We start from the raw sequence: 24,646 nt of genomic DNA, 5'->3' as shown, positions 1-24,646 counted from the left end.
GTAATAATGAGCAGGATTTGTCATTTTTCATTGTAAATATAGATATGATTTGTCATGTATATTTTCGGTTTCATATTTACTTTAATTACATACAGGATTAAGATGTTTTTTAGAAATACAAAAACTACATCATATGGAAAAGCGATTTTTATTAATTGAAAAGAAAATTTGAAAGGAATGGGGAATTGTGAAGAAATTAGATGTATTATTAATGCTACTGAGCGGCCTCTTTCCAATTGCAGGAATGTTAAAGCAAATCCCTCTTGAACAATCTTTATATATTGGAGGACTTTTATTTTTTACTAGTTTCGGTAGTTACTTTGCGAAAAAGATATATTCACGTATATGTAGCTGGATAGCCTATGCACCATTTATAACACTACTGTTAGTTATTTGGAATCAGGATATTTCAATAAGTTCAATAATAGCGAACGCGAAAATCGCCGCTTGCATTGCGTTAATTCCGTGTTTATTCCGGTTTCGTACATACGGGCTTACTTTGGGCTTATTCTCATTATGGGCCGCGTTACTATGGGATATAAAAGAAGTGCAGTCGTTAGTCATACTTGAGCGTATGATGAATTTAATGACAAGCCATTATTTATATATTCTCCTTTTAGTTGGAGGACTTATATTAGGTGGATTACTTGCGATGTTATTACACCGTAAAGAGAAAGACACTAATAAAGAAAATACTAATTTATTTAAACAAAAAAAGAAACGTAAAAGGCTATCATTTAAGATCCGCTTTCCAAGATTACCGAAATTTAAGATGAAATTATTTAAGTTTGGTGGAAAAGGTTCTAAACGTAAAAGGCCAGAAACAATGCATGAGCGTAATAACGAAGAACCAGTTGTAACATATGAAATGGCAGAGCAAATAGATCAATATAAAGAAAGTACTGTTCAAGGACAAACTAGGATGGAACGTCGAAAAAATAGGTATAATGCATAAAAAATTCCACTAACCCCTTAATGATTTATCGTAAAATTGATAAATCACTAAGGGGTTTTATATATTCCTCTGTGTGCTTTTTTATCTCTCACATGTTTATTAGCAATTATCCAGTGAAATATATAAACTACTAGTAGTTACATAATACATTTTAGTAATGAGAAGAAATTAATACTTAACAAATCTTTATGTATGGCGGTTTCTGGGTAATCAGAAACTGCCTATTTTATATGGTTGCAAACATCGACTATTTGGAAAATCCCTTTGTTTTATTTGATGGAGATATAGTACCGCATATTGGTCATTCTTATTTAGGGCTATTTATTTCGATGAAGAGGATAGAGTGATTCGAAGCAGTCAAAAAAGAGCGTATGAAATATAAATAAAAAAGGACAAGCAGTCGTACCTACTGTCCATTAAAGGAGAAAAACATTTTGGTTTAGAACTACGAATAAACAGAAAATCTGCTTGTAATTATTGTTAACCTAAGTGTATTTATCTATACAATAAAAAAGGGATAAGTAAAATATACTTATCCCAAGAAAGGAAATTCAAAACACCAAAATGGCTCGTATTGGTCTACAGGTTCAAAACTAGTATATGTAAAATATAAAATCTCATACACAAAGCAGATAACAATTTTAGTTGTCTGCCAGTTAGTCGAATGAGTTAGTCAATTGTGATAATTTGCTTTCCCATTACAAGAAGAGTGAAGCTGATAGTTCAAACATCTTGTAGGTAGTGTTTACGATGTTTTTAAAAATATACAGAGAAAGCAGATAAGTGAAGAACCTATCTGCTTCGCTGTAACAAAAGAAAGAAGTACCAGCCGTGGATACAGCGGCTTGAAAATAGTATGTATTGTTTTTTTGAAAAGTATTCAAGGAGTGAAGTCTGGTGGAATATATTCTATATGGTGTATATGAAATCACCCAGTTAATCAGTGAAGCAAAGGAGAAAAAAATAATGAATATCACACAATTACGTGGAATATAAAAGACGCTAACTAATCGAAAGCACTAAATATGGCGATTAAGGTAGCCTTGTAGATGAATGATATGAGACTAATAAAAGAATAACGAACTCAAGTTACATACGAAATTGACGATATCATCGAGCGAAAAGATAGACGTTATTATTACAGTCATTCAGCTAATGAATAAAGCGTGCCCAACTGGTGAAGAGTTACACCAGTTGGATAGATCCCTTGATATACAACCGAAAAAAAGAGGTGGACAAGAAAAAATACCGATTTGGGAAGATAAAGAAGAAGTGGACAAGTGAAGGGAAACGGTATGAGAGAAATTAAATAGGATGAAGAAAATGCCTGAAACCGTTGACGTGAAAGTTATGTCGGATGATGAGTTTCTAAAGAAATATAAGGGCACATTTAAAAAGGAAAGACACCCATTCAAAAACTACTATAAAGATTGCAAGCAGAAACATAACGGTTTGTTATAGAAATTTCATTTTGGTCAGATAGATTTTTGTTTGGAGTTTTAAGACTGTTGCATTTTTTTTATTTTTTTTGTTCCCAAAACACAACTAATAATTGCAAGTAATGCACTTGAGGAGATGAAATTAACGGTCCAATAAATTCCTGTTCCAGTAATTAAATCGATAATTACAAATTTTTTAATTGCCGAACTTTTTATTGTATGAAAAACAAATTGATTGTTATTGTTATCCAATGTTGTCACGTCCCTTATCTTTTTTAAAACATATGACAAGGTATGCTTGTTCTAGTCATTTAATCTCAAGAGAATGATAAAGAACCATAAAAAGAACAGCTAGCAAAAGCTAGCTGTTTCATAAATCAAAAACAAAAAATCAGATTGGTTTTGATTTATGATTGAGACGAATTATTTAAAATGTTGTAGAGAATTTAGTAAGTCATTATGGATACGTAATAAGGTTTGGATATCTTCTTCAGACAGTTGTTCTAGTGCTAGTTCCATTGCTTTATAAGAAGTAGAGTTTTCAATGGATCTCTTAGATATTTCTTGTCCTTTTGTTGTTACTTTTAATTGTATTTCTCTACGATCTTCATGTGATTGTTTTCGCTCAATTAATCCTAAATTAACTAACTCATCTACATTTACACTCATTGTGCTTTTAGGAACTGAAAGGCGTTCTGAGATATCTTTAAGAGTAGTATTAGGAGTTGCATAAATTGAATTTAAGATGCCCATTTGTTGAACTGTTAATCCTAACGTAGAAGCGTTTTGATGAGTAAACTTTATAATTTCTTTGTTTATTTTTACAAATGAATGGACAATTTCACTGGCTTGTTTGATACCTTGTTTATGTAGACTCAAAGTAATAACTTCCTTTCATTTTAAAATAATTCAACTCGAAATTGTTCATCGCTGAACTATTTTATTTTGAATCAAATTGTAGGGAAAGTCAATAAACGATATTGATAAAAAATCTAATGAAAAATTCATTTTGTAGAAATAAAAAAAGGTGATGAACGTCGCATCACCTTTTGATAAAGCAGAGCACTTTCAAAAATAAAGTATTCAAAATTAAAACAGAAGTTATCATAAATTTCTTTAATCTTTGACTTGAAACTTATCTTTAATATTAATAAATAATAAAAATAATATTATGGCAGATATTAAATTAGACAAGTAGAAATCTTGGTGGAACAGTAGTTCAAAGATGACATCGAAAGTGTATAATAAAGCAACAGCAGGTAATATGCAAATGAACATAAATCTCCAATTTTTTAAATAATGTTTGTAATAAGTATGTACTTTCTCCATAGATATTGCTCCTGTAATTTTTATTTTCTATATAAATATACATTTAAATAAAAGAATTTACAAAGCGTTTTAAAAATAAATAAAAAATACTGTGAAAGTGATGTGTAATAGAAGAAGTGTACTGAAATGTTAACATCTATACGAAATAAACATAAACTAACGCTAATATATCACTGTACTAATATGAAATTATAATTAGATATAATCTATAAAAAACTTTAAAACACCGTTACTAAAATGATACACTATAATCTACGTTATTTTAGTAATGAATAGAGGGATTTACATGATAGATAAAATCAAAAATGTTGTAGAGGATATGTACGAAGATGAAGCAAAACATTTACTGCAAAGCATTCTTATACAATTAGATTTATTAGAAGAGAACTATAGTGAAGATACGATTAAACACTTGATAAGTATACCTAAGCAACTAACGAGTAATACATCTTATAAAAAGAATGTAAAAGAAAGTACACACATTCATATCGCTTTTGATGATTCAACAACTGGGTGTTTAAAATATATGTTAAGTCAAGAAGAACTATTTGAGGAGAGTGTTGTTGCATTCTCTGAATTCTTTTCAATTGGACCGATTAATCAATTACATACGAATAAAGGGCAACTCGCAAGACAGCAATGGTTATTAAACAACTTAACTTCTTATGATAGTTATTTTGAAGAAGAATATTTACCGAAATTTATGGAAACTTTAGAAGAGCTACATTCTATTCCTAATGAAACACCGATTACCATTTGGAAGGCAGATAACGCACATGAACATGTAGGCCTTTGTTTTGTAATGGCGCAATTAAAAGGTAAGAAAAATATTCGAATCATTAATACATCTGAAATGAGTAGAGAAATATTAAACCAAGAGTATGATATACGTGGAACGGGAGAATTATCGCCTGAAAGTTTAGCTACTTTCCAAAATAGTTTTGCAGAATCACCGTTTTTAACTAAAAAAAGCAGAGTGAATCTTGAACACGAGTGGGATAGTTTATCGAATAGCATGGAATTTTTAAGAGTTTGGAAAGACGATGAAGTGCATTCTGTACAAGAAGGTTATTTTGATCAATTCATTATTGAGTGTGCGAAAAATGTAGGAGCAGATAAAGAGTTTCATAAAGCTCCGAGAGTAATAGGTGAAGCACTTGGACTTGCGGATCAATTGGTTGGGGATACGTTTTTGGAATATCGCTTGAAAGAATTAATTAAGCAAGAAGTATTTGAATATGAAGGTTCGTTAGATCAAATGCGTTTTTATAGTGTGAAGTTAATAAAATAAAAAATATGTTTTGTTTATAAAAAAGCTCGTATTTTTAAAATACGAGCTTTTTTTAGATGAATTTAGGCTATACATAAGCTTCCTATGAATGGCGTATCACATATGAATGTTAAAAGAAACAAATGAAAAGAAGGTGATGGGTTATTATGTATAACCAACAAAACTATCCATATGATCAAGAGATGTATTATAATCCACAAAACTACGGTTATGAATCTACAAATGAAGTGAGAGATATTGAACAAGAAGACTATAGACCAGATGATGCGGAAGATGCTCCAACATCACCACCACCGTCACAAGCTCCGTCGTTACCGTCCACATTTGCTTCTCCAGCACAAGCAGGCAATATGAAATCTTGGATGTGTAACTGTCTAGGAAGATGGGGCTATTTACGTTTACATCGACCTGGTCCTTTCGGAAGAGATTTATGGTTCTTTCCAACCGAGGTAAGAAGAAGCGGGGTTTCAGGTTACACTTGGCAAGGTGGTCGTCGTCGTAAAGTAAGTTATCGATATCAACAAATTAGTAATTTTATGTGCTTCGCATAATAGGAAGTGAGAGAGTAGAATAATTTTACTCTCTCACTTTTTTATTTTTCAATATACGAAGTAAGATTTTAATTAAAAATTTACAATTTTCTAGTTTTTATTGAAGTATAATTCAAATGTTAGGTTGATTTACACAAATAATTGAGAGTGAGGGAATGTAATGTCAATAAAAAATAAGGTTGGCCGAAAAATAGAGGATGGCATTAATTTAGCTTCTGCTCAGTTTAAAGAAGATGCTTATGAGATTTATAAAGAATCGCGAAAAGTGCAACCTATTTTATTTGTCAATAAAGTCGAGATTGGTACAGAATGGCTCATTACAAGATATGAAGATGCTCTGCCACTTTTAAAAGATAATCGCTTAAAAAAAGATCCAAATAATGTTTTTTCTAAAGATACAATGAACATGTTTCTTTCTGTTGACAATAGTGATCATTTAACAACGCATATGTTAAATTCGGACCCACCTAACCACAGTCGTTTACGATCTTTAGTTCAAAAAGCTTTTACACCAAAGATGATTTCACAATTAGACGGAAGAATTCAGAGAGTAGCGGATGATTTAATAAATGAGATAGAGCAAAAAGGTACATTAAATCTTGTAGATGATTATTCATTCCCATTACCGATTATTGTAATAAGTGAGATGCTTGGAATTCCAAAAGAGGATCAAGCGAAATTTAGAATTTGGTCTCATGCCGTCATTGCATCGCCAGAAACACCTGAAGAAATAAAAGAAACCGAAAAACAACTATCTGAGTTTATTACATATCTTCAATATATAGTTGATGTAAAACGGAAAAATCCAAAAGAAGATTTGGTTAGTGCGTTAATACTTGCAGAAAATGAAGGGCATAAACTTAGTGCTCGAGAGCTATATTCAATGATCATGTTATTAATTGTAGCCGGACACGAGACGACAGTGAATTTAATAACAAATACGGTATTAGCACTTCTTGAAAATCCGAAGCAATTACAGTTATTAAAAGATAATCCGAAATTAATTGATTCAGCTATTGAGGAAGGATTGCGTTATTATTCTCCAGTTGAGGTGACGACTGCAAGATGGGCGGCTGAGCCGTTTCAAATTCACGAACAAACAATCCAAAAAGGAGATATGGTTATTATCGCATTAGCTTCAGCAAACCGTGATGAAACCGTATTTGAAAAACCAGAAGTATTTGATATTACACGAGAAAATAACCGTCATATTGCCTTTGGGCATGGTAGTCATTTCTGCCTAGGAGCACCACTTGCTAGGTTGGAAGCAAAGATTGCTATTACTACTTTGTTTAAACGGATGCCATCGTTACAAATAAAAGGTGAGCGTGAAAAAATTAATTGGCAAGGTAATTATTTAATGCGTTCTTTAGAGGAATTACCATTGTCTTTTTAGAATAGTTATATTGAGACATGCATACACGACAAATGATTAACATAGAGTATGTATGTGTTATTTAAATTCGAAACGGAAGGGTGAAAACATCCCAATGATCAACTAATTCTATTTGTAAGAGATCTTCGTTAAAAAACGAAATATTCTTCTGAATAGGATTAGTATGTGCATATATAGAAAAGGGATGTGTTTCGCACTGCGAATATATAGTCTTTTCATATGATTTGTGCTGCCTCCTGTTCAGAACACGAAATAGGGGGCTTTTTTATGTCGACGACTGCAGAAACGAAACAAAATCATGGGGTATCACAAGTATTAAAAAATCGATTTGTGCAAGGGATTCTAGCATCAGCATTATTTTTACAAGTTGGTATTTGGGTTCGTAACTTTGCGATATTACTTTATGTTATGGAAATGACGAAAGGTGATGCTTTTGCCATTTCGATGATTTCGGTTGCTGAATTTGCTCCCATTTTTATTTTCTCATTCATTGGTGGAACTTTTGCTGATAGGTGGAAGCCAAAGAAGACAATGATATGGTGTGAGACGTTAAGTTCTATTTCCGTATTCGCTGTATTAATTACTCTTATGTTTGGAACGTGGAAAATCGTGTTTTTTGTGACGCTTATTTCTGCAATCCTTTCGCAGTTTTCTCAACCATCTGGTATGAAGTTGTTTAAACAGCATTTATCAACGGAACAAATTCAATTAGCGATGTCTATATATCAAACAATATTTGCGATTTTTATGGTGTTAGGACCGATTCTTGGAACATTTATTTTTCATAGTTTTGGAATTTATATTTCAATCATCATAACAGGTATCGCTTTTTTACTTGCAGCAGCTGTGTTGTTATTTCTTCCGAAAGATCTTGAGAATGATAATGAGAAGAAAGAAATTACGCTGTTACAGGAAATGCTGGATGGTATTAAATATGTAAAAAAGAAAAAAGCATTAACTTTGCTAGGGTTTTGTTTTATGGCAGCTGGACTAGGTATAGGTTTAATTCAGCCACTAGGCATCTTTATTGTGACTGAGCAGTTAGGGTTATCAAAAGAGAGTTTACAATGGTTACTAACAGTAAATGGTGCGGGAATGATTGTTGGCGGGGCTTTAGCGATGGTATTTGCGAAAAACGTTGCTCCCCAAAAGATGTTAATTGTAGGGATGCTCGGTCAGGCAATTGGAATTGGTATTATAGGCTACTCCACAAATTTATGGGTGACACTTACGGCACAACTTTTTAGTGGTTTAGCTCTTCCATGTATCCAAATTGGTATTAATACGCTCATTATTCAAAATAGCGATACCGATTTTATTGGTCGCGTGAACGGCATTTTAAGTCCACTATTCACCGGTTCAATGGTAGTAACGATGAGTATAGCTGGTTCCTTAAAGGAGATGTTTTCATTAGGTACGATGTACGAGGGAACGGCTCTACTATTTATAATTGGACTATTGTTTATTTTGCCTATATACAATTTAAAGCCAGTAATAGCAGTAGAAAGTGAAATGAATGGTAAAGGAAGTGCTGTGCAACATGAATCCTAATCCAAATGTTAAATACCCTATTGAAGGAAATCAAAACGTTCATTTTATAAAAAATACAATAACGAAATCTAATATATTTGTTGGTGACTATTCTTATTATGATGCGAAAGATGGAGAAACATTTGAAGATCGAGTATTATATCATTATGAATTTATTGGAGATAGGCTTACCATTGGAAAGTTTTGTTGTATTGCAAATGGAGTTATCTTTATTATGAACGGAGCGAATCACCGGATGGATGGATTTTCGGCATATCCATTTAATATATTTGGAAATGGGTGGGAGAAGTATACACCTAGTTTGTCTGATTTACCTTACAAAGGTGATACAGTTATAGGAAATGACGTTTGGATTGGTATGGATACAACTATTATGCCCGGAATAAAAATAGGGGATGGTGCAATCATTGCAGCTAAATCTGTTGTGACTAGAGATGTCGCACCATATACAATTGTTGGCGGAAACCCTGCAAATAAAATAAAGGAACGATTCACAAATACAATAATAGAAGAATTATTGCAAATTCAATGGTGGCATTTTGACATTGAAAAAATAACCGAAAATATAGATGCTATTGTACAAGGAGATATTGAACCATTAAGAAAGTTAAAAAGGTAATAAAAAATGCATGACAAAGAGTATCATACCTCCGAATTTTGTTAATGATAATAGAACAAGGAGGTGTGATACTATGGCACAAGACGTTTTATGTGAAGTAAACAACTGTAAATTTTGGGCTAACGGCAATAAATGTAGTGCAGATGCAATTTATGTAGTAAGTCATAAAGGTAAACATGCATCTACAACTGAAGAAACAGATTGCAAAACTTTTGATCCAGAAGTATAAATTTTTGAAGGGTAGCCAAATCGTGGTTGCCCTTTTATTAATTATAGTATTGATAATAAATCTCATTTTCATTCATTGTTTTTAACTTTTCTTTTTATTTTTTCATATTTTCTTCATAAGTGATGCAATCCAGAGCAATTCATGTTCAATACGTGATTTACTAAATTCAATGACTTCTGTAATAAAAGATGAGCTAACATGTAAAGATTGAATAGCAGTAAGTTGTTTATGTAGTACGTCTTGGCGTATTGTTAAAATTTCTTTTCTAGCTTCGTAATCAAGTTTTTCAAATAGCGCGATACGCACAAGGAACTCAGCGTTATTTGTCGCAATCTTTTCGGGAAACTCTCTTAACATTTCAGAAAAAATTTCTTCTCCTGTTTCAGTTATGTCGTACATATTTCGATTTGGCTTTCCGACTTGTTTATGTATTTTTTTCGTTATAGCGCCCATATTTTCGAAGCGCCGAAGAGCGGGATACAGTGTATTATGGGGTTCAGCCGAGATACGTGTAAAAACGGGTCATAAGCTGTGATATATTTCCATTATTAGTTTTTTAGTTAAAAATATCTACCTCATGATTAACAAAAAGCTGATTACCTATGCGCTATAAATGAACTGCCCCCAATTGTTAAACAAAACCTAGCAATTGGGGGCAGTTCATAGTTATCATTTGACTCTTCTAGTGACTTTCTCAAGTAAAGCACCCTTTGGTTGAATAAGATTTATTTATTCATTCCCATCAATCGCTTAATTGTTCTTATTTGTCCACGATGATTAATTTCGTCTTCCATAACGTGAAACCACAAGTAGTAATTATTATAAGGCACACCATTATCCCACTTGTTTTCCTCGAATAACCAGCTATCTTGTTTTGATTTCAGATATGTTAGTGTATTTTCTCTAACTTGTGATAATTCATTCAAATAATAATCTAAAGATTGCTTTTTTATTCCTTCCCTTGCTTTGTCTCCAAGTTCTAAAGAAATTCGCCACTTTAGATATTCACTTTCAGTTAAATCTTTTTTTCAAACGAGATAACTTGATGAACAAACTCCATCGCTGCAATATGTGATAAGAGAGAACCAATAGTGTTTGAACTACCGTTTGGTAAGAAATCTAAATCACTTTGGTTTAAATTGGAGATTTCGCTCAATGTAACATCTCTTGTATGTTCAAGCATTGTTACAAGCTCTCCAATCTTATTTGAATAGTTTTCTCTTGAAATTATTCTATAATCTATCATATATATCCCTCCAATTCATGCTAAGCATAAGTTTACCAATAAAATAAAAAAAACAAATTCTGGAAATTCATGTAAAATAATGATATAATTTAATTGAATATAAAGAAAAAAGAAACCTGTTTTTATCAGTGTGACCTTATCCAAGACTAAATTTTACCCATACATCATTTTTTTGATGTAGCTCTTGAAGATAAAAACTATTTAATTTTCAAGGAACAGTTATTAACTTAAAACTTATTATACGAGGAGGGTGTATCATGAAAAAAATATGCTTTGTATTAATTGTCGACGCTGGTATAAATTATGGTTCAATATTTTCTCTACCATTTTTAAGGAATCAGGATGATTTGAAGGAATATTTTTCTAAGTATTATGATGTTTCAATTAATTATATTAGGGATAAAAACTCAGTTGACTATTTGGTAGTTCCCAAACCGTGTCCACCTTTTGATAATGAAAATAATCTTCCAATAATTGAAGTACCAGTAATCTTATTTATGGAAAAGGATTTTGAAAAAATAAAGACTTATATAGACAATTATTTTTCTAATAACTCATAAAGAAAATAAAAGTACAGTAAAAAGAAGTCCGATAAAAAACGAGTGGCGTAGAATATTTCTATTAATCATTCGTTTTTTATTATATTTACATATCAGTCTATCGCAAATGAACTTGTACAACATATCGGGAAATATAGTGAGGTTAATATCGTTGAAGAGTTTGCTGCACCTTTACCTGTTACCGTCATATCCGATTTATTAGGAGTGCCAACAACTGACCGTAAAAAAATTAAAGAATGGTCTGATATTTTATTTATGCCATATAGTAAAGAAAAATTTAACGATTTGGATGTAGAAAAAGGAATTGCGTTAAATGAATTTAAAACTTACCTGCTTCCAATTGTTCAAGAGAAAAGGTATCATTTAACCGACGATATTATTTCAGATTTAATACGAGCTGAATATGAAGGCGAAAGATTAACTGATGAAGAAATAGTTACTTTTTCTTTAGGCTTATTAGCGGCAGGTAATGAAACAACTACAAATTTAATTATTAATAGCTTTTATTGCTTTTTAGTGGATTCACCTGGAATATATGAAGAGTTAAGAAAAGAACCTACATTAATTTCAAAATCGATTGAGGAAGTATTACGCTATCGCTTTCCCGTTACATTAGCTAGGCGGATTACAGAGGACACAAATACATTTGGACCTTTTATGAAAAAGGATCAAATGATTGTTGCATGGGTAAGTGCAGCAAATTTAGATGAGAAAAAGTTCTTACAAGCTTCTAAATTTAATTTACACAGAATAGGAAATGAAAAGCATTTAACCTTTGGTAAAGGTCCTCATTTTTGCTTAGGGGCGCCACTTGCACGTTTAGAAGCTGAGATTGCATTAACTACCTTTATCAATGCCTTTGAAAAAATAGAGTTATCTCCATCGTTCAATTTAGAAAAATGTATATTAGAAAATGAACAAACATTAAAATACTTACCTATTCTTTTGAAAACTAGGTAAAACGTTCAGCAAGGTACAAAATTACTGTACCTTGTTTTTTTATTTCTCAATTGTAAATTTTTAGTGGTCTATTTAGTATGGAAGTGTGTGAAAGAAGAGTGGAGGAGGATGCTTATGTTAACGTGCGATGGGAGTAAAACGTTTCAAATATTTATTAAAGCTGTAACTGATTTAATAGATGGTGATTTATTGGAAGAACAAATCGTGTGTGAAATTGAAACATTACTAGAAGAACTTTTAGAAAAGAAAACATGGCTTCCGTTAGATAAACAGAAGGTGAATTCGGCTCAATATGCACGACACTTACTGTATGAAGATCCGTTAAAACGTTTTGAAGTATTAGCTCTCGTATGGAAAGATGGACAATCTACACCATTACATGATCATGATGGCACATGGGGAGTAGAAGGCGTTTTTTCAGGAAGGATAATGGTGCAGAACTTTGTTCAAACGAAGCAACTTGGAAATTCACTTTCTTATTTAACACATACAGGAAATCTTTATTTGGGAGAAGGCGAAACAGATAAAGTAATTCCACCAGCTGATTGTCATATTCTAGAAATATCCGGAAATGAAAGCGTAATCACTATTCATATATACGGAAAACGTTTAGAAAAGTTTAAAGTATATGTCCCAACTGAAGAAAAGAATGTGTATATGTGTGAGACGAAATATATTAGTTATAGTTCATAGTTTAAAATCAAAAACTTTTCTTTAAAAAGAAAAGTTTTTGATTTTATTATTAATTATTTCTTGACCTGAAACGCTTTTCATAAATTATAAATAAGAAGTACTTAACGAGCTCAATATGAAAACGATACCTTTTTGTTAAATAGATCTCGTGTATTTATAGAAAGTGGTGAAGAAATAATGAAATTAATCGCAATTGATCTAGATGGAACCCTTCTTTCAGGGAATAAAATGATTAGTAAAGAGAATGCAGAAGCAATTCGGAAATGTCAAGAAGCTGGCCATGTTGTAGCAATTTGTACTGGACGTTCTATTGTGGATATTGAACGACTATTGTTAGAAGTTGATTTGGAGTGTCCGATTATCGCGGAGAATGGTGCACTTATATATAAAGATAAAAAAATGATGAAGAGATACCCAATTCAAAATATGCAGGCACTTGAGATTGTAGAATATCTTGAAGAGAATGGCTTGTATTATCAGCTTTATACTAATAAAGGTGTGTATGTACCGGATTATGGAGTAGAGAGTGTACGTAATGAAATCGAGTATGTGAGGAATGCAAAAGAGAATTTCGATTTGAAAGAGTTAGAAACGATTGCTGCATTATACCTTGAGCATACAGCATTTCATAGTACAGAAAGTTGTAAACCAATTGTAGAAATGGATATACATGTGCATAAACTTTTACCGTTTTCTTATGACATAGAGAAATTAAAAAAATTAAAAGAAACGTTTCTGCATAATACAGATTTAGCTATTACATCTTCCTATTGGCATAATTTAGAGATTAATCATCGAGATGCTCAAAAAGGAAATGGATTATATACTTTAGCAGAACATCTTAATATTCCAGTTGAAAACACTGTAGCAATAGGTGATGGCTTAAACGATGTTTCTATGATGGAGAAAGCAAATATATCAATTGCAATGGGAAATGCAGTTGAAGAAATAAAAGCGATGTGTCAATACGAAACGTTAACAAATGAAGAACATGGTGTCGCACATGCTTTATATAAATATGTAATGTAATAAAAAAAGAAAAAAGAATCCAAATAGATTCTTTTTTCTTTTTATTAGGGGTAAGGTATTCTATGTGATTCATAGAAGCCTTATTACACCTAATTATATAGAATATATTGGAATAAATGTTTATATTTTTCATGAAAGTTATGAAAAATTTGTGAACTTTATGTTTATTGTATTTTTATAGTGCTGTTAGCAGCGCGTAACACTCCCATATTATTTTCTGTTTTTAATTGAAAAATAGAATTTGTTCGAATAATTATTCTACAGCTATATACCTAGGAGCACTTTCTTCGTATAATGAAGAAGTATGAATTTTTAATTTGTATAAATTTTACATATCGAGGTGAAAAAGGAATGAATGCGCGGCTAATGGAACTTATTGATGTGAGTACAATAGAAACCATGGCAGAACAATTTTATAAATTAACCAACATATCACATCAACTTCTTGATGCTGAAAACGAATCTATATTTTCATTTGGAATTAATGAAATGAAAGTATGTAAACTTCCCAAAATTGAAATCCCCCTTTTCTTATACAATCAATATTTAGGATCTTTTGTTGTATGGTCCAAACGAAGCGAAATTTTCAATTGCCAAAAATATTTTGAAATGCTTTCTAACCTCATTATAACTGGGATGAAAAAAGCAGTTCAAAGTAAAAATACATCGTTACTTTCTCGAAAAGAGGAAGAACTACATACGATCTTACAAAACATGCCTGTTATGGTTGATGCGCTTGACTATAATGGAGATTTTGTTTTGTGGAATCGAGAATGCGAGATTGTAACAGGTTATACTGCTGAAGAAATTATTGGGAATCCAAACGCTCTTCAATTACTGTATCCTGACCATAATTATCGCAATCAAATACAAAATAAATTTTTGACTTGTGGAAAAAATTTTAGAGATTGGGAAATGAGTTTAACATGTAAAAATGGTGAAATTAAAACGATAATGTGGTCCAATATATCAGAGCAGTTTCCTGTAACAGGATTTAGTTACTGGGCTGTTGGGGTAGATATTACACATTTAAAAGCGATAGAAGAGCAATTAAAACAACAAACGTCTGAATTAGAATTAATTTTTAAAGCTTTACCAGATTTATGTTTTTTAACAGAAGATGATGGGACAATTATAGATTATAAAGCAGGATCCCCTACAAAATTTTACGTACCTGCAGAAGCTTTTATGGGAAAAAAATTTTACGAAATATTACCGTCTTCAGTAGCACAGCAATTTCAAGAAGCAATTCGCCAATTGAAAGAAGAAGGAAAGAATGTAATTGTAGAATATTTTCTAACAATTAATGGAAGTATCGATTTCTTTGAAGCTAGATGTTTACCATTATTACAAGATAAAATTATGATCATTGTACGCGATATCACAGAGCGGAAAAAGGCAGAAGAATTGCTAAATAAATCAGATACACTTGCGGCAATTGGTCAATTAGCAGCCGGTGTAGCTCATGAAGTGAGAAACCCATTAACTGTAATTAAAGGATTTATACAGTTATTCCAAATTAATAGAGAAGATCAAGAAAAATATTTTGACCTTATGCTTTCCGAAATAGAAAGAATAGAAGCAATCCTCCAAGAGTTTTTGTCGATTGCTAAAACTGATGAAATAAATACAGAAAAGAAAAATATTTATCAAATTTTTAAAAATGTCGTATCGTTAATTAATACAAAAGCAATCATGACAAATATTCAAGTTGAACTATTTACAGATTCCAAAGAGATAATCATTGAATGTTCAGAAAATCAATTGAAACAAGTATTTATTAATATTTTGCAAAATTCAATCGAAGCAATGCTAGATGGCGGGAAAATTTCAATCCATATAAAAGAAATACATAAAAAAGGTGTCATTATTAGTGTAATAGATGAAGGAATAGGAATACCTGAAGAAAGAATTAAAAGATTAGGTGAACCTTTCTATAGTACGAAAGAAAAAGGTACCGGTATTGGATTGATGTTAAGTTATAAAATAATTGAAGGTCATCAAGGAACAATAAGTATAATGAGTGAGGTTGGCGTCGGGACAACTGTAACTATTTACTTGCCGAAAATTCAGAGTAAACAATCTCTATCAAATTGTGATGATAGATGTATTTCAATACGTTCTAATATTAACTCCTAAAATACTTAATACCCAATAACAAAGCTAAGCTTTTGTTATTGGGTATTTTTATATTTAATTTAGTAAACTTTACCTTTTCTTTATGTTTGTTTTAATTTCTATTAAGTTTTAAACGTTATATTAATATGCGTACAAAGTAATGTATGGAAATTGTACATTATTTTTAATATAGAAAGCTTAAAATTATTAGAAATGTTGTAAGGAGGAGATTATGACAAGGTGAAAAAGAAAGAGAAAAAGAGTGGTAGAGCACTACCTATACGATTAAATATTTTATTCTTTTGTGTGTTTTTATTATTTTCTGGAATTATAATCCAGTTAGGCAAAGTACAAATTTTCGATGGAGAAACATATAAAAACGAAGTAGAAAAAAGAGAGAATGCAACTGTTAATCTTACAGTACCACGCGGCAAAATTTATGACCGTGAAGGTAATCCAGTTGTTGACAATAAGTCTTTACGTACGATTACATATACAAAGGTGAAAGGTGTAAAAGCGGAAGAAATGTTAAAAACCGCAAGACAACTTGCAGCAATAATTGAAATGCCGCAAGAAGATATTGATAAGTTAACCGAGACTGATAAGAAAGATTTTTGGATGCAATTAAATCCAAAACTTACTCAAAACTTAGTATCTAAAAAAGAAATAGATAAGTTCAGAGAAAAGGATATTAATGGAAAAGACCTAGACAAAAAAATAGAAGAGTTAAAAAGAAAGCGCATCACAGATAAAAATCTTCAAGAATTAACAGCCACGGATATAGAAGTGTTAGCTATTAAAAGTAAAATGACTTCAGGTTATCAAATGGCACCTCAAATTATTAAAAAAGATGTTAGTGAAAAGGAATATACTGTGATTAGTGAAAATTTAGCAAATCTCCCAGGTGTAGACGCATCAGTTGATTGGGAAAGGCTCTATGTAAATGATGGCTTATTCCGTTCAGTTCTTGGAAATGTTTCGAATGCTAATGAAGGATTACCACGTGAACGATTAGATTATTATTTAGTGCGTGAGTATAGCCGGAATGATCGTGTTGGGAAAAGTTACATCGAACAGCAATACGAAGATGTGCTTCATGGTACGAAAAAAGAAGTAAGAAGTATTGCTGATAAACAAGGTAATACAATTAGAACGGAAACAGTTTCTGAAGGAAAAAGCGGCAAGAATTTAACTTTAACAATAGATATGGAATTACAGAAAAAAGTAGAAGAGAGCATAGAAAAAATATTAAAGGCCTATAAAGGTTCAGAATCGATGTTGGACCGTGCTTTCGTTGTAATGATAAATCCGAAAAATGGTCAAGTATTATCAATGGCAGGGAAAAAATTAGTAGAAAAAGATGGGAAAACAGAAGTTGAAGATTATGCTTTAGGTACGATGACAAGTTCATATGAGCTTGGATCAACTGTTAAAGGTGCGACAATATTGACTGGTTTCGAAACGAAAGCTATAACACCAGGTACTTATTTTTATGATGCGCCTATGAAGTTTAAAGGAACTAAGGAGAAGAAGTCTTGGAAAGAGTTTGGGAATATTGATGATCTAAGAGCTTTACAAGTTTCTTCTAACGTTTATATGTTTAATACAGCATTAAAAATTGCAGGTGTGGATTATGTGAAAAATAGCTCATTAAATATTAAACAGGAATACTTTGATAAAATGAGGTATTATTTTAGGCAATTTGGATTAGGTGTTCCAACAGGTATCGATTTACCGAATGAAACAGCTGGACAAATTGGTAAAAAAGATAACCAGCCGGGTTTCTTATTAGACTACTCAATTGGCCAGTATGACACGTATACACCGCTTCAGCTTGTACAGTATATTTCAACAATCGCAAACGGTGGATATCGAATGAAGCCACAAATTGTTCAAGAGGTTAGAGAGCAAACCGCGCAAAAAGATGAGATTGGTAAAGTGGTGCATTCAGTAGAACCAATCGTTTTAAATAAAATAGATATGAAAGAGGATTATATAAATCAAGTAAAGGAAGGATTCAGGAGAGTATTCCAAGAAGGTGATGGAACTGGAGTAAGGGCATTCCAAAAAGCACCGTATAAACCAGCGGGAAAAACAGGGACAGCACAGACAGTATACGGTGGAGAAAGTGATATTGGAAGAAATGAAAAAGGTGAGCGAAGAGAATGTTATAATTTAACGTTAGCAGGATATGCGCCATATGACGATCCAGAAGTAGCATTTTCTGTTGTTGTGCCCTGGGTTATAAATGATAAATCAGGTATTAATTCTGATATTGGAAAAGAAGTTTTAGATGCTTATTTTGATTTAAAAAATAAGCGATTAACTGGCGAAGCACCAAAAATAGATGACTCTAAAGAGAATTAAAATATACGAAACGTCTCTAGCAATTATATGAACTAGAGACGTTTTTTACATACGAATAGTTTAGAAATGAGGTATATATGAAGCAATTGATTCTAAAGGATTGGAGAAAAATATGTAGCTATATTTTAATTATAATAGGAATTATTTTTATTAATAAGTTATTTTTATTTTGTATGGTAGAAGGAATTTCGATGCAACCTACTTTGAATGAGAATAATCGCATACTAGTTAATAAGGCTAGCATCTATTTTTCTTCTTTTCATCATGGTGATGTTGTAATAATAAAAAAAGAAGACTCGCCTACATACTACGTGAAGCGAATTATTGGATTACAAGGGGATAACGTACAATTAAGAAACGATGTGTTATATATTAACGGTAAAAAGCGAGATGAGTTGTATATACAGTTAGATATGTCACAAGTATCAAATCGTTTTTCAAACTTTAGAGAAATGAAAGTTCCCTCGCATAAATTATTTGTACTAGGTGATAATCGTAATCATAGTATGGATAGTAGGAATACACTTGGACTGATCAATGAGTCACATGTAATAGGTAAAGTAAAAATGGTATATTATCCATTTGATCAAATAAAATGGTTAAAATAATTCTATTAGATATGCACGTTTTACAAAATAAATCATATATTGATAGCATAGGACAAGCAGAAAAGCTTATCCTAACCTCACAGAACACTCCTTATCACAGTTAGGCATCTACATTTTATGTAGATGCCTTTTTCAATGTCTGATAATTATTTATCAACCTAAAGTAGTAAGTATATTGGGACTATTAAGGGGAGATTGCTTGTAATAATAACAGTACGATTAATAAGAACATTGAATTGTAAGGAGTGAGAAATAAGTGATGAATATTTTAATAGTTAATTTTCCTGCAGAGGGACATGTAAATCCTACATTAAGTTTAGTAAAGGCCTTTACTGAAAGAGGTGATAACGTACACTATATTACAACGGAAAGCTTTAAGGAAAGGCTTGAAGTTTTGGGAGCCATTGTACATACTCATCCGGATTTATTAAAGGAGATTTCTATTGATAATGAAACTTCATATGGATTAAAATCTTTCTTTCATGTACATGTTCAAACTTCTTTATACATATTAGAAATTACGAAACGATTATGTAAAAGCATTAATTTTGATTTCGTAGTTTATGATATATTTGGTGCTGGAGAGTTAGTAAAGGAATATTTACAAGTTCCAGGCATAGTTTCCTCTCCTATATTTTTAATTCCACCAGTATTATTGGAAACCTTGCCTTTTCATCCAAATGCAGAAATACAATTCCAACCCGATGAACTCTCTGAAAAGTTACTGTATCAAATGGAACATGAATTTGGAGTAAAGCCCAAAAATAATCTTCAATTTATGCATAATAAGGGAGATATTAGTCTCGTGTATACAAGTCGTTATTTTCAACCTAATAGCGATTCGTTCGGAGAAAACAATGTTTTTATTGGACCGAGTATTATAAAGCGCAAAACAAATGTAAAGTTTCCACTTGAATTGCTTTCAAAAAAGAAAGTTATTTATATTTCAATGGGAACACTTCTCGAAGGGATCGAACCATTTTTTAATACTTGTATTGATGCTTTTTCAAATTTCGAAGGGATTGTAGTAATGGCGATTGGTGATAGAAATGATATTTCAAAAATTAAGCAAGCGCCAGACAACTTTATTATAACCCCTTACGTACCTCAATCAGAAATATTAAGTGAAGCAGATGTTTTTATTACACATGGTGGAATGAATAGTGTGCACGATGCAATCCATTATAATGTCCCATTTGTGATAATACCGCATGATAAAGATCAACCTATGATAGCGCAAAGATTAACTGAGCTTGAGGCAGCACATAGATTATTGAAAGAGCATGTTAATGTGCAAACTTTAAAAAAGGCGGTAACAGACGTTCTTTCAAATAAAAAGTATAAACATGGCATTCAAAAACTGAATGAAAGTTTTTTAGAGTGTGGTGGTTCCAAAAGAGCCATTGCAGTTATTGATGCTCTTTTAAATAAATAGCTCGGATAATATAAAAGCATAGAGGCTCTACCTGTATGCTTTTATATTATTATCCAGCAAATTGTACAGCAGTATTCGCATGTAAATAAGCAGTATCAAAAACAGGAACAGATAGATCATTTTGGGAAATGAGCAAAGGAATTTCCGTACAGCCAAGTAGAATTCCTTCAGCCCCATTATTAATTAATGAATTGGTAATTTGTATTAGTTTTTCTTTTGATGTTTCTGAAATAATTCCTCTACTTAATTCATTTAATATGACGTGATGGATAAAAGTTCTTTCTTCGTCATTTGGGATGATTGTCTCAATGTTATATTTTGCTAGTCGTGATGTATAAAAATCTTCTTCCATTGTTTGTTTCGTTCCTAATAATCCGATCCGTTTTATATTCTGTTCTACCATTTCTTTAGCACTTACATCACCGATATGAAGAAGTGGGATTGATATTGCTTGTTCTACTTCCTCAGCAAATAGATGTACAGTATTAGAACACATTAGTAAACATTCAGCTCCAGAGTGTTCTACTTTTTTTGCTACTGCGACTAATTCATTTTTCACTTCTTCATATTGATGATTTTGTAATAATGTAGTTACTTCACCAAAGTCCATACTATATAAAACAAGCTTCGCATTTTGATCATATTGAGAGAGAGTTAGTGTATTAATATGTTTATAATATAACGATGTTGATTCCCAACTTAGTCCGCCAATTAAGCCAATTACTTTCATCATGCATTCCTCCCGTAACAATTTTGAATTTATTATTTCATAATTCCGATAAGAATACAATGATTTAAATGAACTATTTATCGAAAAATAAAAATAGTAAGAAAAGTATTGAAATTATTTATTGTTAGTGCCATAATACAGATTACAAATACATACTTATCCAGAGAGGTAGAGGGAACGGCCCTTTGAAGCCTCAGCAACCCCTATGTAATTACATAGGAAGGTGCTAATTCCGCAGAGGACACTATGTGTCTTTTGAAAGATAAGGGGATTCTTGTACGTGAAAGAAAATGACCTCTTATTTAAGAGGTCATTTTTTGTTGTATAGAAAGGAAGTGTCGATGCATAATTCATTTTCAAAATAAATATAGAGTATTAAAAGTTGAATAATACGAGAGGGGAATTGTAATGAACAAATTAACGACAAAGCTAGTAGTAGCTATTGGAATTGGAGCAGCTTTATACGGGGTATTAGGGCTTTGGGGATTTTCTATCGCGCCGAATACATTTATTAAACCCGCATTGGCTATTTTAACAGTTTTTGGAGCGTTATTTGGCCCGGTAGCAGGGCTTTTAATAGGACTCATCGGTCATACCGTTACAGATACGATCGCTGGTTGGGGTATTTGGTGGGGATGGGTTATTAGTTCAGGTATTATTGGTTTTGCAATGGGACTCATACAAAAAAGAGTTGGTTTTAGTGTAAAACATGGAACGTATAATAACCGTGATATTTCTTTTTTTGCAATTGCAGGGTTAATTGGTATTGTCATAGCAATTATATTTGCTGGAGCATTCGATATTATTGTGATGGGAGAACCGTTTGACAAAATAGTTATACAAGTACTAGGCGCAACAATTGCAGACGTTATCGTATTTTTAGTTCTTGGCTTACCAATCACGATCAGTCTAGCGAAATCAAATAAGAAACATACACATTTAAAAATTGAAAAGTAGGGATGAATACATGCAACCAATTATTTCTTTTGAACAATTTACCTTTCAATATAGGCATACCACACAGCCTACTTTAAAAGATATTACATTTCAAATATATCCTGGGGAAAAGGTACTTATCGCTGGACGAAGTGGTTCAGGTAAGTCAACATTAGCTCATTGTATAAATGGGCTAATCCCATTTTCTTACGAAGGGATAAGTACCGGTAACATTTTAATAGCTGGAAAGGATCCGAGAAAAGGTAGTGTTTTTGAACAGAGTAAACACGTAGGGACAATATTGCAAGATCAAGATTCACAATTTATAGGCCTTACTGTCGAAGAGGATGTAGCATTTGCATTAGAAAATGATTGTGTAAATCAAATAGAAATGAAAAAGATTGTTACGGATTCTTTAAAAAAGGTAAGCATGCAGGACTTTCATACACAAAGTCCGCATGAATTATCAGGAGGTCAAAAACAGACAGTCTCTCTTGCAGGTCTGCTAACGACAAATGCCGATATATTATTATTTGATGAACCGTTAGCTAATTTGGATCCTGCATGTAGTTTGAATACAATAGAACTCATTAAAAATATACATGAGAAATATAATAAAACAATTGTAATTATTGAACATCGAATAGAAGAAATTTTAAACCTTGATTTAGATAAAATTATTTTAATAGATGAGGGAGAAGTTATTGCCGTTGGTTCACCGGATAGTATTTTAAATTCTAATATATTACCAAATATCGGACTAAGAGAACCTATTTATATAGAGGCGCTAAAGAAATTAAATTTTGATAGTAATAATGTTAGGGTATTTCCAATTGAAAATCTTCGTAATGCAGGCGTTCATAGCCTATTAAAGAACTGGATGCATAAGCAAGTTTCATCAAAAAACAAATATATTAAAAAAGCTTTATGCAAGATAGAAAATTTATCATTTACGTACAATAACAAACATACAGCCTTAGAAGATATCAACCTTTCAATAGGAGAGGGAGAAATAGTAGCGTTATTGGGTCATAATGGAGCAGGGAAATCGACATTAGCCCATACTCTTATAGGAATAAATAAAACGAAGAATGGGAGAATAATATTCGATGGAGAAAATATAAATTGTTGGTCTATTCGTAAACGCGGGGAAGTTATTTCTTACGTTATGCAAAACCCAAATCAAATGATTACACAGCCTACTGTTTTAGAAGAGGTTTCATATTCATTAAAATTAAAAAAGGTTTCTAAAGATGAGATTGAGAAAAGAGTCGAAAAATCTTTAAAAATTTGTGGATTATATCCATTTCGTAACTGGCCAATTCAGGCATTAAGCTATGGACAAAAAAAGAGGCTTACTATTGCATCTGTACTTATAACAAACCCAAAACTTATTGTATTAGATGAGCCGACAGCTGGACAAGATTATTACCATTACAAACAGTTTATGTCGTTTATTAGAAAACTGGCTGAAAAGGGCATATCCTTTATTATTATCACACACGATATGAATCTTGCTTTAGAATATGCAGATCGAGCGGTAGTTCTGCATGAAGGAAAAATTATTGCGGACAATACTGTATCTGCTGTTTTAGGGGATAAAGGAACGTTACAAAGAGCTAATCTACGGGAGATTTCATTAATAAAACTAGCTAAATTAAGCGGAATTCCAACTCCAGAAACATTTGTGCAACTTTATATTGAAGCTAATAGGAGGGAGGAATATGCATAATACGTATTTGTATCGTATGGATGGTGCAATTAAATTATCTTTATTTATATTTTGTATGACACTTACTTTTTTATTTTTTGATTTTCGTATATTGCTAATTTTATTTATTGTTGGATGTATCGGCCTCTTAATTGCAAAAATTCAATTGCGTAAAATTATAGTTATTTTCAGCGTTATATTTACATTTAGTTTATTAAATTCCGTTATGATTCTTTTCATTACGCCCACCCATGGATCGGAATTAACGGGATCGTATACCTCTTTTTTTTATATAGGTTATGCAACAATTACATATGAAACTTTATTTTATGCAGCTACACTTTCATTGAAATATTTTACGTTATTACCATTTACACTTCTTTTTATTTATACAACTCGTCGAAGTGAATTTGTAAGCAGCTTAAATAAATTTGCTGTTCCTTATAAAATTACATATGCAATAAATATTGCACTGCGTTATATACCAAGCATTCAATCCGAATATATAATCATTAGACACGCGCAGGAAGCAAGAGGCGTACCTTTTGAAAAAGGAGAAGCGAGCTTGTGGATTCGTATGCAAAACCGTGTTTTAATTTTTTGGCCACTTATTATTCATTCATTAGAAAGGATTGATACTGTTTCAAATGCAATGGATTTAAGAGGTTTTGGAAAAAAGGATAAACGAACGTGGTACTATGCAAAAGACGCACAAAAGGAGGATTACATCACACTTTTTGTTGGTATTATCATTTTGATTATTGCAGTTTACTTAAAGCTGAATGTATTCCAAAGCTTCTGGTACCCATTTTAAAGCACTCTCAATAGAGTGCTTTTACTAATTTTTATGAAGACATGCTCAAAAAAGGGAGATATACATACTGTATAATACG

The 24,646-nt window shown here is 31.9% G+C and carries 23 protein-coding genes, 2 pseudogenes and 1 riboswitch; of the genes and pseudogenes, 19 read left to right on the top strand and 6 right to left on the bottom strand.

Annotated elements, in window-relative coordinates; translation table 11 throughout:
• The first annotated feature begins 187 nt into the window (after positions 1-187).
• Both MR066_RS01005 and MR066_RS01000 read left to right on the top strand, forming a co-directional pair.
• Positions 188-955, top strand: coding sequence for a DUF3959 family protein (locus tag MR066_RS01005; protein ID WP_002085215.1), 768 nt, complete (start codon positions 188-190; stop codon positions 953-955).
• A 1,101-nt stretch (positions 956-2,056) separates the two neighbouring features.
• A complete protein-coding gene (locus MR066_RS01000) occupies positions 2,057-2,239 on the top strand; it encodes a hypothetical protein (protein ID WP_219302500.1) in 183 nt (60 codons plus the stop codon).
• Between the two features lie 215 nt (positions 2,240-2,454).
• Here MR066_RS01000 and MR066_RS00995 read toward each other — a convergent pair whose 3' ends face one another.
• From MR066_RS00995 to MR066_RS00985, 3 genes are all read right to left on the bottom strand, one after another.
• On the bottom strand, positions 2,455-2,646 hold the full coding sequence (locus MR066_RS00995) for a hypothetical protein (RefSeq protein ID WP_000369808.1): 192 nt from the start codon (positions 2,644-2,646) through the stop codon (positions 2,455-2,457).
• Positions 2,647-2,817: 171 nt separating this feature from the next.
• The gene (locus MR066_RS00990) at positions 2,818-3,273 is read right to left on the bottom strand and encodes a MarR family winged helix-turn-helix transcriptional regulator (RefSeq protein WP_002127658.1); all 456 of its coding nucleotides are present in this window, start codon (positions 3,271-3,273) and stop codon (positions 2,818-2,820) included.
• Positions 3,274-3,510: 237 nt separating this feature from the next.
• A complete protein-coding gene (locus MR066_RS00985) occupies positions 3,511-3,723 on the bottom strand; it encodes a hypothetical protein (RefSeq protein WP_002127657.1) in 213 nt (70 codons plus the stop codon).
• Positions 3,724-4,009: 286 nt separating this feature from the next.
• Between MR066_RS00985 and MR066_RS00980 the strand changes: the two genes are divergently transcribed.
• The 6 genes from MR066_RS00980 to MR066_RS00955 all read left to right on the top strand — a co-directional run bounded on the left by MR066_RS00980 (position 4,010) and on the right by MR066_RS00955 (position 9,360).
• Complete coding sequence (locus MR066_RS00980; protein ID WP_242245660.1) at positions 4,010-5,014, top strand: DUF1835 domain-containing protein; 1,005 nt, start codon at positions 4,010-4,012, stop codon at positions 5,012-5,014.
• A gap of 146 nt (positions 5,015-5,160) precedes the next feature.
• On the top strand, positions 5,161-5,565 hold the full coding sequence (locus tag MR066_RS00975) for a hypothetical protein (RefSeq protein ID WP_002032464.1): 405 nt from the start codon (positions 5,161-5,163) through the stop codon (positions 5,563-5,565).
• Positions 5,566-5,725: 160 nt separating this feature from the next.
• Positions 5,726-6,961, top strand: coding sequence for a cytochrome P450 family protein (locus MR066_RS00970; protein ID WP_242245659.1), 1,236 nt, complete (start codon positions 5,726-5,728; stop codon positions 6,959-6,961).
• Positions 6,962-7,228: 267 nt separating this feature from the next.
• Positions 7,229-8,512 carry an MFS transporter gene (locus tag MR066_RS00965; protein ID WP_002127654.1) on the top strand — a complete coding sequence of 428 codons (1,284 nt, stop codon included), beginning with the start codon at positions 7,229-7,231 and terminating at the stop codon, positions 8,510-8,512.
• Positions 8,502-9,131 (top strand): Vat family streptogramin A O-acetyltransferase, encoded by a 630-nt coding sequence (locus MR066_RS00960; RefSeq protein ID WP_242245657.1) that lies wholly within the window; start codon positions 8,502-8,504, stop codon positions 9,129-9,131. Before MR066_RS00965 ends, MR066_RS00960 begins: the two co-directional genes overlap by 11 nt.
• 73 nt (positions 9,132-9,204) lie before the next feature.
• Positions 9,205-9,360: a DUF1540 domain-containing protein gene (locus MR066_RS00955; protein ID WP_000046089.1), complete on the top strand. Its 156-nt coding sequence runs from the start codon at positions 9,205-9,207 to the stop codon at positions 9,358-9,360.
• Positions 9,361-9,462: 102 nt separating this feature from the next.
• On the opposite strand, the gene MR066_RS00950 is transcribed toward MR066_RS00955, so the two are convergent.
• Both MR066_RS00950 and MR066_RS00945 read right to left on the bottom strand, forming a co-directional pair.
• Positions 9,463-9,867: a PadR family transcriptional regulator gene (locus MR066_RS00950; RefSeq protein ID WP_131246285.1), complete on the bottom strand. Its 405-nt coding sequence runs from the start codon at positions 9,865-9,867 to the stop codon at positions 9,463-9,465.
• A gap of 218 nt (positions 9,868-10,085) precedes the next feature.
• A pseudogene (locus MR066_RS00945) lies at positions 10,086-10,606 on the bottom strand (DinB family protein).
• A 257-nt stretch (positions 10,607-10,863) separates the two neighbouring features.
• Here MR066_RS00945 and MR066_RS00940 point away from each other — a divergent pair.
• From MR066_RS00940 to MR066_RS00905, 8 genes and pseudogenes are all read left to right on the top strand, one after another.
• Positions 10,864-11,166: a hypothetical protein gene (locus tag MR066_RS00940; protein WP_242245655.1), complete on the top strand. Its 303-nt coding sequence runs from the start codon at positions 10,864-10,866 to the stop codon at positions 11,164-11,166.
• 93 nt (positions 11,167-11,259) lie between these two features.
• Positions 11,260-12,126 (top strand): annotated as a pseudogene (locus MR066_RS00935) (cytochrome P450); the annotation flags it as partial.
• Between the two features lie 114 nt (positions 12,127-12,240).
• A complete protein-coding gene (locus tag MR066_RS00930; protein ID WP_242245653.1) occupies positions 12,241-12,819 on the top strand; it encodes a cysteine dioxygenase family protein in 579 nt (192 codons plus the stop codon).
• A 177-nt stretch (positions 12,820-12,996) separates the two neighbouring features.
• Positions 12,997-13,848, top strand: a complete 852-nt coding sequence (locus MR066_RS00925; RefSeq protein WP_002085231.1) for a Cof-type HAD-IIB family hydrolase — start codon at positions 12,997-12,999, stop codon at positions 13,846-13,848.
• 351 nt (positions 13,849-14,199) lie between these two features.
• Entirely contained in the window at positions 14,200-15,987 is a 1,788-nt protein-coding gene (locus MR066_RS00920; RefSeq protein WP_242245651.1) for a PAS domain-containing sensor histidine kinase, read from the top strand.
• A 219-nt stretch (positions 15,988-16,206) separates the two neighbouring features.
• A complete protein-coding gene (locus MR066_RS00915) occupies positions 16,207-18,333 on the top strand; it encodes a peptidoglycan D,D-transpeptidase FtsI family protein (RefSeq protein ID WP_242245650.1) in 2,127 nt (708 codons plus the stop codon).
• 77 nt (positions 18,334-18,410) lie between these two features.
• Positions 18,411-18,941, top strand: coding sequence for a signal peptidase I (gene lepB / locus MR066_RS00910; protein WP_219302480.1), 531 nt, complete (start codon positions 18,411-18,413; stop codon positions 18,939-18,941).
• Positions 18,942-19,197: 256 nt separating this feature from the next.
• The gene (locus tag MR066_RS00905; protein WP_242245649.1) at positions 19,198-20,376 is read left to right on the top strand and encodes a macrolide family glycosyltransferase; all 1,179 of its coding nucleotides are present in this window, start codon (positions 19,198-19,200) and stop codon (positions 20,374-20,376) included.
• A gap of 49 nt (positions 20,377-20,425) precedes the next feature.
• Here the strand turns inward: MR066_RS00905 and MR066_RS00900 are convergent, their stop codons facing one another.
• Positions 20,426-21,109, bottom strand: a complete 684-nt coding sequence (locus MR066_RS00900) for an aspartate/glutamate racemase family protein (protein ID WP_002127641.1) — start codon at positions 21,107-21,109, stop codon at positions 20,426-20,428.
• Between the two features lie 150 nt (positions 21,110-21,259).
• Positions 21,260-21,375, top strand: a riboswitch (SAM riboswitch).
• A 139-nt stretch (positions 21,376-21,514) separates the two neighbouring features.
• On the opposite strand from MR066_RS00900, the gene MR066_RS00895 reads away from it, so the two are divergent.
• Genes MR066_RS00895 through MR066_RS00885 form a run of 3 tightly spaced genes read left to right on the top strand, consistent with a single transcriptional unit; the run spans position 21,515 to position 24,567 of the window.
• Positions 21,515-22,063, top strand: coding sequence for an ECF-type riboflavin transporter substrate-binding protein (locus MR066_RS00895; RefSeq protein WP_242245648.1), 549 nt, complete (start codon positions 21,515-21,517; stop codon positions 22,061-22,063).
• A 10-nt stretch (positions 22,064-22,073) separates the two neighbouring features.
• A complete protein-coding gene (locus tag MR066_RS00890) occupies positions 22,074-23,774 on the top strand; it encodes an ABC transporter ATP-binding protein (protein WP_242245647.1) in 1,701 nt (566 codons plus the stop codon).
• Complete coding sequence (locus tag MR066_RS00885) at positions 23,767-24,567, top strand: energy-coupling factor transporter transmembrane component T family protein (RefSeq protein ID WP_242245646.1); 801 nt, start codon at positions 23,767-23,769, stop codon at positions 24,565-24,567. The genes MR066_RS00890 and MR066_RS00885 overlap by 8 nt, the downstream gene beginning before the upstream one ends.
• Positions 24,568-24,646: the final 79 nt, after the last annotated feature.

The organism is Bacillus cereus group sp. BfR-BA-01523, assembly GCF_022662615.1.
In the GTDB taxonomy this organism is placed as follows: Bacteria; Bacillota; Bacilli; order Bacillales; family Bacillaceae_G; genus Bacillus_A; species Bacillus_A mycoides.
The sequence above is the reverse complement of the archived record's forward strand: the minus strand, read 5'-3'. Positions and strand labels throughout refer to the sequence as shown.